Source organism: Bacillus sp. BHET2, from assembly GCF_005938125.1.
Taxonomy (GTDB): domain Bacteria; phylum Bacillota; class Bacilli; order Bacillales; family Bacillaceae_B; genus Rossellomorea.
In genome coordinates this window covers 441,157-454,016 of record NZ_VCQN01000002.1, presented here as the reverse complement: position 1 = coordinate 454,016, position 12,860 = coordinate 441,157, and the positions used below count along the sequence as shown (strand labels likewise).

At 41.3% G+C, this 12,860-nt stretch carries 12 protein-coding genes and 1 riboswitch; of the genes, 10 read left to right on the top strand and 2 right to left on the bottom strand.

Annotated elements, in window-relative coordinates; translation table 11 throughout:
* Positions 1–41: 41 nt before the first annotated feature.
* Together FGG79_RS11895 and FGG79_RS11890 are read right to left on the bottom strand one after the other, a co-directional pair.
* The gene (locus FGG79_RS11895) at positions 42–551 is read right to left on the bottom strand and encodes a GNAT family N-acetyltransferase (protein ID WP_138778547.1); all 510 of its coding nucleotides are present in this window, start codon (positions 549–551) and stop codon (positions 42–44) included.
* A gap of 670 nt (positions 552–1,221) precedes the next feature.
* Positions 1,222–2,148 (bottom strand): DMT family transporter, encoded by a 927-nt coding sequence (locus tag FGG79_RS11890; RefSeq protein WP_171050903.1) that lies wholly within the window; start codon positions 2,146–2,148, stop codon positions 1,222–1,224.
* A gap of 205 nt (positions 2,149–2,353) precedes the next feature.
* Between FGG79_RS11890 and FGG79_RS11885 the strand changes: the two genes are divergently transcribed.
* The 10 genes from FGG79_RS11885 (at position 2,354) to FGG79_RS11840 (ending at position 12,856) form a co-directional block, all read left to right on the top strand.
* Entirely contained in the window at positions 2,354–2,833 is a 480-nt protein-coding gene (locus FGG79_RS11885) for an Lrp/AsnC family transcriptional regulator (protein ID WP_138778543.1), read from the top strand.
* Between the two features lie 491 nt (positions 2,834–3,324).
* Positions 3,325–4,242, top strand: coding sequence for a proline dehydrogenase family protein (locus FGG79_RS11880; protein WP_138778541.1), 918 nt, complete (start codon positions 3,325–3,327; stop codon positions 4,240–4,242).
* A gap of 47 nt (positions 4,243–4,289) precedes the next feature.
* Entirely contained in the window at positions 4,290–5,921 is a 1,632-nt protein-coding gene (pruA, locus tag FGG79_RS11875) for an L-glutamate gamma-semialdehyde dehydrogenase (RefSeq protein WP_138778539.1), read from the top strand.
* A gap of 106 nt (positions 5,922–6,027) precedes the next feature.
* The gene (locus FGG79_RS11870) at positions 6,028–7,299 is read left to right on the top strand and encodes a PucR family transcriptional regulator (protein ID WP_138778537.1); all 1,272 of its coding nucleotides are present in this window, start codon (positions 6,028–6,030) and stop codon (positions 7,297–7,299) included.
* A gap of 338 nt (positions 7,300–7,637) precedes the next feature.
* The gene (locus FGG79_RS11865; RefSeq protein WP_138778876.1) at positions 7,638–8,159 is read left to right on the top strand and encodes an MgtC/SapB family protein; all 522 of its coding nucleotides are present in this window, start codon (positions 7,638–7,640) and stop codon (positions 8,157–8,159) included.
* A gap of 533 nt (positions 8,160–8,692) precedes the next feature.
* A complete protein-coding gene (locus FGG79_RS11860) occupies positions 8,693–9,223 on the top strand; it encodes a hypothetical protein (RefSeq protein ID WP_138778535.1) in 531 nt (176 codons plus the stop codon).
* Between the two features lie 189 nt (positions 9,224–9,412).
* Entirely contained in the window at positions 9,413–9,865 is a 453-nt protein-coding gene (locus FGG79_RS11855) for an NUDIX hydrolase (RefSeq protein ID WP_138778533.1), read from the top strand.
* 251 nt (positions 9,866–10,116) lie between these two features.
* A riboswitch (SAM riboswitch) is annotated at positions 10,117–10,221 on the top strand.
* Positions 10,222–10,330: 109 nt separating this feature from the next.
* Positions 10,331–11,356, top strand: a complete 1,026-nt coding sequence (locus FGG79_RS11850) for a methionine ABC transporter ATP-binding protein (protein WP_138778531.1) — start codon at positions 10,331–10,333, stop codon at positions 11,354–11,356.
* Positions 11,346–12,008: a methionine ABC transporter permease gene (locus tag FGG79_RS11845; RefSeq protein ID WP_138778529.1), complete on the top strand. Its 663-nt coding sequence runs from the start codon at positions 11,346–11,348 to the stop codon at positions 12,006–12,008. The genes FGG79_RS11850 and FGG79_RS11845 overlap by 11 nt, the downstream gene beginning before the upstream one ends.
* A gap of 11 nt (positions 12,009–12,019) precedes the next feature.
* Complete coding sequence (locus FGG79_RS11840) at positions 12,020–12,856, top strand: MetQ/NlpA family ABC transporter substrate-binding protein (protein ID WP_138778527.1); 837 nt, start codon at positions 12,020–12,022, stop codon at positions 12,854–12,856.
* The last annotated feature ends 4 nt before the right edge of the window (positions 12,857–12,860 follow it).

Below are 12,860 nucleotides of genomic sequence, written 5' to 3'. Positions count from 1 at the left end.
TAAACACTCACCTGTTTTTTCTCAGGAGAGCGTAAGGATGCTTACAATATACGAGAATAGTAAGCTACATCGGCAACTCTGCCGTGTAAATGCGATTCAGGCAACACCGCTACCAAAGTAAATCCGAGTTTTTCAATTAACTTTTTTGACGGTATATTTTTATTATCTATATTAGCAAATAGGCGTTTAAGGTTTAATGTGCTTTTACTATGCTCAATGACCGCGGAAACCGCTTCATATGCAAAACCGCCTCCCCAATGCTCCCTCATGAAGCGATAACCAATTCCCCCAAGATAACCTTCTGCTATTTCTGGAATCATTACATCACCGATGAATTCATCCGTATCTTTTAAGGCGACAGTCCATTTTGTTTCTGTACGATTCCTAACCATTTCTAACATTGAGTGTTCATCACGAGGGGGATTAATCCCTAGAAATTCTCTTACTTCATCATTGTTCAACATTTTAATCATATTGGGAATGTCTTTTTCCGCTCTCGGACGTAAAACCAATCGTTCTGTTTGAATTATCGGTGCTTCTTTTTTTACCATGACTTATTCCAGCCTTTCGTACATTATATAAATAATCTATCAATGTGAACGGTATTAAACTTCATCGTTTGTTATTTCCTTATGAAATTTATAATAATACGATACCGATAATTGGATTTCTTCTTCAAGTAACCTTCCCTTTAACTTAATACCAATTATTTCAAAATCGAGCAGCTTACTCAAGAAAAATTTAAAAACTAAAAAGAAGCTCATCCTGTTCCGGATAAGCCCCGTTAGTGAATCAGAGTTAGAATGTTCAAATTAGGTATTATCTCCTCATTTAGTTTATTATTTTCAGTATTTCTATATGTTGTATATTATTTCCTGCAAACCTTCTTGCATTAACCTGCTCTTTATTGGAATATAAGTTTTCTATATTTATCCTTATTTTACCACATGATAGGTTGCTGATATAACAGTTTATGATTTGTTTTTGACAGACAAAATGGCGAGGCAATTGACCCTCATTTTGGAACTTTTTTTACGAGGACAATAGCTGTTGTCCGGTATATAAACCTTGTCATTTGGACTGCCATTTACACGGTTAATGTTTTATAAACCTTGATATATTAAGAAACTGACCTATGCCAATCCATAGGTCAGTTTTAATGTCGTTTATACAAAAGCGCCCGAAAACGGAACCCTTTAGATTAATCGGCACTGCTTCTTTTTATGAAGCTTTAACAGCTTCACTTGATAATAGTGTGGAAGGGACTTCGATCTTAGGCTTGGTCTTGAATAGAGAAAACAACACACACCCCGCTAAGACAATCATACTGCCGAGAGCTTGAAGCCCATTCATCTTTTCTCCCAAAAAGACGAAGGCGAGTAGGGCTGTGAATATGGGATTGAAATTCAAGAACAATCCTGAAGTACTTGGTCCTAACTTGTTCACCCCGACATTCCAGAGTACCATACAGACAACAGTGGAAATAACACCGGTATATAAGATTGACTGTACGAAAGAAGCGTCAACATTGGTCACTCGGAAAGAATGAAGATTAAAAGGAAGAAGGATGAGCAGACCGAATATACCGGAGTATAGTATGGACATCATCGGTGTGACGGTTTTCATTGCCCATTTACTGCAAACGGAGTAGAATCCCCACATAACAACCGCAGTCAGCATATAGAGATCTCCTTGATTAAATTGCAATGAACGGACCATGTCTACGTTTCCTTTTGAAAGGACCAATAACACGCCAAAGAGCGAGATGAGCATGGATAGTATTTGAAATGAATTCAATTTTTCCTTTAGAAAAATAAAAGAGATTCCTGCAATCGAAAACATAATTAAGGTGGAAATCAAGCCCACGTTGGTGGCAGAGGTTTTTTCCAAAGCCATGAATTGGAGTGACTGGAAGAGGGCAACACCTGTTAGACCCATGAAAAATAATGGCAGTATCGATTGAAGAGGTGGAACCAGCTTTTTTTCTTTCCACCAGACAAGCGGGAACAGGCATACGACGGCGATGGCCCATCTTAATATGGTTAACGTTCCGGGGGATGCATGTTCGACAAGCGTTTTCCCCACAATAAAATTGCCTCCCCAGAGAAGGCTGGTCAGTAACAACAGGTAATAATATTTCACGTTCATTAGCCTCTTTTCGAAGAGCCATTGTGCACAATGGCATTGTCTATAAGAATAATTTTAACATTTTCTAAGATTTACAAAAGAACATATTGTATAATGAGGTTTAATCAAAATAATTGAAAGAATAATAGAATATTAATTTATATAAATTCATTTCTGTACCATAATAACAGTGGTTTTCGGAACAATTGAAAAGGGTGGATGTATCATGGAATCAATCGTAAGTAGGGTATTGGACCAAATGGATCTTCAGCTTTTGGATTTGCTTCAAAAGGATGGACAATTAAGCAATCTCCAATTATCGAAGCGGGTCAATTTATCAGCACCAGCCGTACACGCAAGAATCAAACGGTTGGAAATGGAAGGATATATCAAGAAGCAAGTAGCCATTCTAAACCATGAAAAACTGGGATTTGACTTATTATGCTTCGTGTTTATGAGCACCAATGAACATCGAATAGAAAAGTTGGAATCATTGGAAGATACACTGGAATCAATGGAAGAAGTCCTGGAATGTCATTGTTTGACTGGTGAATATGATTATCTCCTGAAAGTCGCCTGCAAGGATCGCAAGGGGCTGGAGCTCTTTATCAGAAGGCTGAATGAAATGGGGATTACGAAGATTCAAACGAGCTTGGCTTTGAGGGAGATTAAGGACTCTACGGTGTTGCCGATATTGGGGGAATGAGTGTAGTGGTCCAGACCTCGTTTTAAGAGCTGCCGAAAATACTTAGACAGCTTTTTTTGTTTGGGTGTTTATTGGCTTGTTGATTGTGAATACCGCTGCACAAATCGTGATGAATGTTAGACTGGCTAACAATTCATAAGATACAACCGATTCACCAATCTGTAGATGCCTCATCTTATTGGAAGGGTCGCGGTTGTCAGATTTTGTAGAATGGCAGATATATCGGAAATTTGGCAGATAAAATGTGATAACGGCAGATAAAAGAAAAATATGGCAGATAAATCGTCAGAATGGCAGATAAATCTTGGATATGGCAGATAAACATCCAAGAGTGTTTTTGTGTTTCCACCATAAATCAACACTCAAATGTTTGTGGCTTCAGCACGTTGTTTCCTATGGGGTATTCTCGGTATAATTTTCTTAAGATTTAAATTCTTCGTTTAATCACCCAGTGCTTGAGGTAATTGTCAATATAAGGAGGTGTTGTAATCTTGGAAGCGATAAGTAAGCGTTTTTTCTTGTTTCTTTCCCACAATAAGTCGTTGGATAAAATGGCCAAACGGTGGGGATCAAGATTTGGGGCTAACAAGCTTGTGGGTGGAGAAACCTTTTCGCAAGCGATTCCATTGATTACGCAATTAAACGAGGAGGGATTTCAGGTTACAGTCGATCATCTTGGTGAATTCGTCGACTCCACAGAGGTGGCGTGGGAGAATGTCCAAAGATGTATTCAGAGTATCAGTGCCATCGTGTATCACCAGCTGGACACTGAAATATCTGTTAAACTGACTTCCCTGGGATTGGATATCAGTCAAGATCTTGTCATGGAGAACATGGAGTTGATTCTCTCGAAGGCAAATGAAAGCGGAATCACGGTTACTCTCGATATGGAGGATTCCTCGAGGTACCATGCCATCCTTGACGTTTACAAGAAGCTCCGTCAGAAGTACGACAATGTGGGGACGGTGATCCAATCCTATCTCTATGAATCAGAGAAGGATGTAGATGATCTCAATCAGTACTCCCCTTATTTGAGGCTTGTGAAGGGTGCATATAACGAATCGAGTAAAGTGGCGTTCCCGGATAAGAAAAAGGTTGATGAGAATCTGAAACATCTCATCAAGAAGCAGCTCTTGAACGGCCATTATACAGCAGTCGCAAGCCATGATGAAGCGATTATCAATTACACCATCGGATTAGTGAAAGAACACAATATCCCCCATGACCGCTTTGAATTTCAAATGCTTTACGGCATGCGGAACCAATTGCAGTCCGATCTAGTGAAAAAAGGGTACACAGTCCGGATTTATCTGCCATATGGCGAGGACTGGTATGGGTATTTCATGAGACGGCTGGCGGAACGGCCGGCAAATATCGCATTTGCACTGAAGGGAATCTTCAGCAAATAAATTTTTTTTAAAAAAAGAAGGTACATCCAGAAAGGAATGTGAAGAAAATGAGTAACGGAATTTATAACATCCCAACACCTAAAAATGAGCCTGGCAATACATATGCTCCAGGTACGAAAGAAAGAGAAACATTAAAGGCAGAATTAGAGCGCCAATCTGGTATCGAAGTCGAGATCCCGGTGATTATCAATGGAGAGAAGATTAAGACAGATACAGTGAAGCAAGTGTCAATGCCTCATGATCATCAACATGTATTGGCTAACTTCTCGCAAGCTGGAGAAAAAGAGTTGCGCGATGCTGTAGAAGCGGCAATGGCTGCGAAGGAATCATGGGCAAATATGCCATGGGAACACAGAGCATCTATCTTCTTGAAAGCGGCTGATTTAATCTCTGGTCCATACCGAGACGTAATCAATGCGGCTACAATGTTAGGACAATCTAAAACAGCTATTCAAACAGAAATTGATGCTGCACAAGAATTAGCAGATTTCTTACGCTTTGGCGTTGATTATGCCAATCAGATTTATCAAATGCAACCGGATAGCATGAAAAACATTTGGAACCGTTTAGATTACCGTCCACTGGATGGTTTTGTATTGGCGATCTCTCCATTTAACTTCACAGCAATCGGTGGAAACTTACCGTCAGCTCCTGCCATCATGGGGAACGTGGTCGTATGGAAACCAGCAACAACTGCTGTACTATCAAACTACTACTTCATGCGTATTTTAGAAGAAGCAGGGTTACCGAAAGGCGTCATCAACTTCGTGCCTTCACGTGGCTCACAAGTATCGGAAGTAGTATTAACAGACCCTCGTATGTCTGGATTCCATTTTACCGGTTCGACAAGTACGTTCCAGACGATTTGGAAAACAGTAGGAGAAAACATTACAAACTATAAATCATATCCTCGTTTGGTTGGAGAAACTGGTGGGAAAGACTTTGTATTTGCTCATGAAACGGCACAAGCAGACAAAGTAGTAGCTGGACTTGTTCGTGGTGCGTTTGAATACCAAGGTCAAAAATGTTCAGCAGCATCTCGTGCATACATCCCTGCAAGCATGTGGGAAGAAGTGAAAGATGGGGTAATGGAAGAAACGGCTAAGCTTAAAGTAGGGGATGTAAGAGACTTTACAAACTTCATGGGTGCGGTCATCGATAAAGCAGCTTTTGAATCTATCACAAGCTACATTGACTATGCTGGAGATTCTGAAGAAGCTGAGATCATCGCCGGTGGTACGTATGATGATTCTGTTGGATACTTCGTTCAACCGACTGTCATCGTGACAACGAATCCAAACTTTAAAACGATGACTGAAGAAATTTTCGGACCGGTATTAACGATTTATGTATACGAAAATGATCAATTAGAAGAAACATTGACTGCAGTAGATACAGCGTCTATGTACGCATTAACAGGCGCAATCTTTGCACAAGATCGTGAAGCCATTATGCACTTGGAACGTCGTCTTTCAGGTGCAGCTGGAAACTTCTATATCAACGATAAACCAACTGGTGCGGTGATTAATCAACAACCATTCGGCGGTTCCCGTGGATCTGGTACAAACGATAAAGCAGGTTCTGTATTTAACATGATTCGTTGGACCAGTCCTCGTATTATCAAAGAAAACTTTGCACCAACAACAGAAATTGCCTATCCGTTTATGGATGAGGAATAAATAGAATGCGAAAAGCTCTCACGATAAGGGGGAGCTTTTCATTTTTTATTTCGGGATTTAACGCTATAATAGGAATCATTAACACTCGTGGAAAGGTAAGATTCCTATGGAAGCAATTGATGTAATCCTCCAAACAGAAGACATTCATAAAGCAACGGAATTGATTAGTTCAAAATTAGGCAATCCCGTGATCATTGAAAATAAAAATTTTGAATTGATTTCATACAGTTCATCTTCTAATAAATTCGATCAAACACAACAAAAGACGATCCTCACGAAAAAATGTCCGGTCTTCATCATCGATCGATTGAAAAAAGAAGGAATCGTACACAGACTCGAAAAACATTCTGATCCGATCCGGGTTCAAGCAATGGAAGAGTTAGGATTCCACCAGCGTGTCGTCATTGCCGCAAAGTACCTGGGGCACACGATGGGATATATTTGGGTTCAGGAATCCAGCCGTCTCCTCGAAAACGAAGAGCTCGCTTTCCTTGAAGAAATCTCCCCTCACCTAGGAAACCTGATCAATGATATGTATGCAAAGGTCAATATCAAAAAGGATAGAAAAGAAGAAGTATTATGGCACCTCCTCCAGCACGAGTACGGAAGTGAAAGCCAACTCCGTCATGATGCATCCCTTGTCAAGCTGACACTGCCGGAACGGTTCACGGTAGCGGTTTATTCCATCGCATCGTCGCAATATAAGTCTATGCTCGACCAACTTGAGAAGCTGGTTCAGGAATCCCGTTTCCAAACAAACATTTATTCGTTAAGGACGGAATACCAAGTGATCCTCGTTCTCTACGGTAAAGCAGACACACCATCTTCTTCCCTGGAATTAGCCAGAGATCTCGTCGAAAAGGTGAAAGAGCAAACAGGTGAGGAAGAATTCTACAATTTCTTGATCGGGGTTGGGAAGGAATACACCTCGTTACATCAAATGAGAAAGAGCTTCTTGGAAGCATCAGAAGTCATTGAGACCGCTAACTTCATCAGCCCCCGTCCTGAATCGATGCCGCGGGAATTTGCTCAATTAGGCATTTACCGGTACTTACCAACGCTCTATGAGAAAAATACATCAAAGGATTATTACAGTGATGACCTGCTGTCATTGATCAAGAATGATATCAAGAAGCAGACAGATCTGCTCAAGACACTTGAAGTGTACCTGGCGAATGACGGAAAGGGTAAACAGACCGCTAATGAACTGTTCATCCATCCGAATACGTTGAATTATCGAATCAAGAAAATACAGGAGCTGACTACGATTGATTTTAATGACTTTAATATGAAGGTATATTTGTATACTGAATTATTGTTGTTGAATAATGTGGAAGCGTATTATCAGCGGTATAAGGATGCTTTGAAGGGGATATGAATCAGGGTATAGAATTTGGTGTAAGGATTTAAAAGAAACCTAGATCCGATTCTGTTTTTTTTTACAACTCTACCGTACAATGGGTATTTAGGAAGAAAAGGTTATTTTCTCCAATTGATTGTATATTAAGAATTTTCAGATGTTATATTGAAATAAGAAGAGAATTCGTGTATAATAGAAAGAAAAATTATTTGGATTAAAGCTTGGTAGGAAGAGTGGAAGAGATCACCTATGAAGCGATATGTATGATTTTTTCCCCTGTTAGAGGAGAGATGATGCATTCGTTTTGTGGCGAGGTCTCTTTTTCATTTAAGGAGGATGGAGTCATGGCGCATTTCATGGATGGATTAACGGGTTTCTTTTGGCAGCATGATATTTATTTCCGGATCGTGGTGAGTGCCATATTAGGCTTCGTCATCGGGTGGGACCGGTCAGCGAAGAACAAGCCCGCTGGATTAAAAACATATACGTATGTGGCAGTGGCGTGTACATTGATCACAATCGTATCCATCCAAGGCGCGGAGATGCTCAGCCAGCCAGATAGCGGAAAAATGATGGATCCCTTCCGTCTGGCTGCCCAGATTGTATCAGGTCTCGGATTCTTAGGTGCAGGTGTGATCCTGAAAGATGGACTGCGGGTGAAGGGTCTCACTTCCGCTGCGATGATTTTCTACGTTGGGGGAGTCGGCATCGGTATTGGAGCAGGATTTTACGGTATTGTGATCTTTTCTACCCTGGTCACGTTCATCATGACAAGAATCGGAAACATCTTCGAAGGACGGGAAATCATGACCATGCGTCTGCGGAAGATACAAAGAAAAAAGCAGGATGAGAAAGAAGAGAAGAAGGCTGGGATGTAAAGCAAGTGAGCGTTCCGTTTTCTGGTGCTCTTTATATAAATGAATGTAAGCTGACCTGTGATTTGGCATGGGTCAGTTTTTTAATATATGAAGGTGTACAAAGTATTAATCGTGAAAGAAGTCCAAATGACAACGATTTTATTTGAATCTGTCAAAAGCTTTTCTAAGTCATGAGTAGGGCATGTGGTAAAATAAGGTATTGGTGAAGCGGATGTTCCGTTAAAGGGAGTTTAATGGAAAGCTCTCTGTCATTCAAGTGCTTCCTTGTGGAGTAAGATGTGATTGGAATTGTGGCAGAGGGTTGTTCAGCTTAAGGGGCATTTAATTGGATAAAGGATTGTATAAAATCAATTTTTAAAAAATAATTGGTATTATTATAATCTTTTATTTTGGCAGAGAAAGAGAATAAAGAAGAGCTGTTGGTTTCAGATGAGGAAATCGAAAAAATAAGTTGGAAGAGAACGATAGCAAAATAGAACTGTCGTATGATGGTTAGTTATTCTTCAGCTATCTCAATCGTAGGGGGTCATTTTATGGAAAAGAGAAAAATAACGATTTTGTTCGCTGCAGTAATAATTCTGGTCCCCGCCTATGCCTGGTATCAATCGACTAAGGTATACGGTAATGATAAGGAATCCATTATCAAAGTGATAAAGTCGGAGGAAGGCTATGAGGATAAAGACATTCACGTTGTAGAAATCAAAGATTTTGATGATGTTAGGATTGTAGGCTTTCTAGCCAATCATATGCCATCCTATATTGAGTTTGCCAAAAACGATAAGGACAACTATGTGTGGAAACATATTGAATCCAATCAAGACGAGGCACTTGCGATGTTTTTACCTGGTAGGGACATAGAAAAAATCATGTTCGTTGCGAATGATGAAAATGACATTGCGAAAATGACGGTTGATATTAATGGGGAAACACTGGTACAAACGTTCACTCCATACGAGCCGAGCGTAACCTGGGTTGATTTGCCTAAATCAGAAGAAGGTAGACATGAATATCGGAACTACAAATATTATGATAAAAATGGGGATTTGATTGAAGAGTATGATTGATTGATGACATGATATTGTGGAAGGCTCCAGAGTGGCGATATGCATCGGAAAAAGAATGAGCTTCAATTTTGTTTGAAGTTTTTCTTGAGTAAGCTACTCTATTTTGAAATAATTGGTATTAAGTTAAAGGGCAGATTAATTGAAGAAGGATACTATATTAAAACCCACTCAATATAATAGGAGGATAAAATGGACTATATAAGGGAATTGAGAAAAACTGTGGGAAGCCGTCCTATTATTATGGCTGGGGCTTGCGTTATTTTAATTAATGAATATAAAGAAATATTATTACAACTTCGTAATGATAATAACTGCTGGGGATTAGCTGGTGGTTCATTGGAGATTGGTGAAACTTTAGAACAAGTGGCAATAAGAGAGTTGTTTGAGGAAACGGGTTTAAAAGCAAATAAATTAAAGTTATTCAATGTTTACTCGGGAGAAAATTTCTACTATAAATATCCTCACGGTGATGAGGTGTATAACGTCATTTCAGCCTATGTATGTAGTGATTACGAAGGTGTATTGACCAGAGAAGTAGATGAAGTTCAAAAATTGAAGTTTTTTAAGTTTAATGAACTTCCTAAGAACATTAGTCCACCTGATTTACCAATATTAAATGAATATATAAGTATTGCTTATTAAATTAATGGGGGCATTAATGGAAGAGCCGGTCGTCGTTAATGTATGGACTTTTATCCGGATCGTCAATCTGCTCCCAGATGAAAAGTATAAAATAGTGCAACAACTAGTTGAAAACTGGTTAAAGTGACCAATTGGATTATATCCAGCGTAATACAATTTATTCAAAAACAGGATTGACAAACAAATTGAAATCCTATACCATTACCCTAATGCTTAAACGCATCATAACTTTAATTTAATAAAGCGATATCTTCTTATCAAGAGAGGTGGAGGGACTGGCCCTGCGATACCTCGGCAACGGGTTCTTATGAATACCGTGCCAATTCCATCAAGTCATATGACTTGAAAGATGAGAAGAGCGGGACATATACATATTTGTGCCTCTCTTCTTATGAAGGGGGGCACTTTTTATTTGAGCCATGAAAGGCAACAAGAAGAATACATAGCGAAAGGAGTAAGTCTTGTATGATCAGAGTTCAGAATGTTACGAAAGTATTCGAGACGAAGGATGGGCCATTCACCGCTTTAAAGAATGTTTCCTTTGAAGTGAAGAAGGGAGAAATTTACGGGGTGATCGGATTCAGCGGTGCGGGAAAAAGCACGCTTGTCCGCTGTCTCAATTTTTTAGAGAAACCATCTTCGGGTGATATTTTCATAGAGGGGCGCAGTCTGAAAGATCAGTCGGCAATCGATCTGAGGAAAGAGCGGCACCGCATCGGGATGATCTTTCAGCACTTCAATCTGTTTCAATCCCGGACGGTGGCAGGGAATATCGCCTATCCTCTGAAACTGGCAAAATGGCCGAAAGATAAGATCAGCGAGAGAGTAAAAGAGTTGCTCGCGTTTGTCGGACTTGAAGATAAAGCGAAGCATTATCCGGATGAACTGTCAGGAGGGCAGAAGCAAAGGGTGGGGATAGCAAGAGCCCTGGCGACATCGCCTTCGATTCTGCTCTGCGATGAAGCCACATCCGCCCTTGATCCTCAGACGACGGAATCAATTCTGAACTTATTAAAGAGAATCAACGCGGAGTATGGCATTACGATTGTGATGATCACCCACGAAATGGGGGTCATCCGGGAAATCTGTGATAAGGTCGCTGTCATGGAAAATGGAGAAATCGTGGAAGAGGGAAGCGTCTTCGATATCTTCTCAAACCCGCAGACCCGGACGACGAGAAACTTTGTGAAGAGTGTTATGAATGATCAGCTTCCGGCATCGGTTCTTGACAAATTGAATGACAGCAAAGAAGGGCTCATCTGCCGCCTCATTTTCAAGGGCGATTCGACGGGAACGCCGATCCTTTCCGAAACGGCTAAGAAATTTAATGCTCATATCAATGTATTATTCGGCCAGATCACGGAACTCCAGGGCAAGCCGTTTGGGAATCTCATCGTACAGATCATCGGCACCAAGAACGAAACGGAAGAGATCCTGGATTATTGGAAGAACAGATTATTTGTAAGCGAGGTGGAGAAGCGTGCAAGTTAACTGGGAATTATTCTGGCCAAAAATTATAGAAGCAACATGGGATACCGTTGCTATGGTGTCATTCTCCCTTCTGTTTGCAACGTTGATCGGGCTTCCCCTCGGCATCATCGTCGTCGTAACGAGGAAGGGTCATTTACTTGAAAATAAAGCCGTCTTTTCAGTACTCAGCAGCATCGTCAACGTGTTTCGTTCGATCCCGTTTATCATCTTGATGGTGGCCATCATCCCCTTTACAAGATTGGTAGTCGGTACATCGATCGGAACGGCGGCAGCGGTCGTGCCGCTAGTTGTATTTGCAGCACCGTATATTGCAAGACTGGTAGAGAGCTCGCTCCTTGAAGTGGAACCGGGTGTCATTGAAGCGGCGGAGTCCATGGGGGCGGGGCCGTGGCAGATCATCTTCGGGATCCTCATTCCGGAAGCACTGAGTACACTGGTCCTGAATATCACGATCGCGACCATCGGCCTTGTCGGTGCATCGGCCATGGCTGGGGCAGTCGGAGGCGGTGGCCTCGGAGATCTCGCCATCGCTTACGGATATCAGCGATTTGAGACATCCGTCATGATTGTGACCGTCATCATTTTAATAGTGATGGTGCAGGGACTCCAGACAGCAGGAAATACATTATCAAAAATCATCAGGAGACGTTAGGAGAGAGGAAAATGAAAAAATCAATCAGCCTGGCAAGTATCGCGATTCTATTATTTACTCTTATATTGAGCGGCTGCTCGGGAAACAGTGCATCCGGCTCAGGTGAAAAAAAAGTTGTTAAAGTCGGAGTGAATGGATCTGGGGTGCCGATTTGGGAGTATATGAAAGAGAAAGCAGCAAAGGAAGGGATTGAAATTGAGATTGTGGAGTTTGCCGATTACGTGAGACCGAACCAGGCGCTGGCCGATGGGGATATCGACCTGAACGCCTTCCAGACGATTTCGTATTTTGATTCTTTCGTTGAAGAACATAATCTGGACCTCGTACCGATCGGCTCGACGATCATCGCGCCGATGGGAATCTATTCGGAAAAATATAAATCGGTAGAAGACTTACCGAAAGGCAGTACAGTAGCCGTTCCTCAAGAGGCGACGAACCTTGGCCGTGCCCTTCTTCTACTGGAGGAAGCAGGTGTGATCGAACTGAAAAAAGGATTTGATCAGTCACAGGGTCTCGAAGCGATAAAAGAAAACCCGAAAAACCTTGAATTCACACCGGTCGTCGCTGCCCAGACACCGAGGGTACTGCCGGATGTTGCGGCATCGATCATCAATAATGGCGTGGCTGTTGAAGCAGGTTTCGTCCCGGTTGATGACAGCATCTATATTGAAGGGGCGGAATCCAAGCCATTCATCAATATCATCGCGGCGCAGGAAAAAGATAAAGACAATAAGACCTATAAAAAGATTGTAGAGCTCTATCAGGAAGATGACGTAGCGGAACATATCAAGAAAACGTATAAAGATTCCCTGATCCCGACATTCGTGCCGGTCAGTGAATTGCATTAGGAGG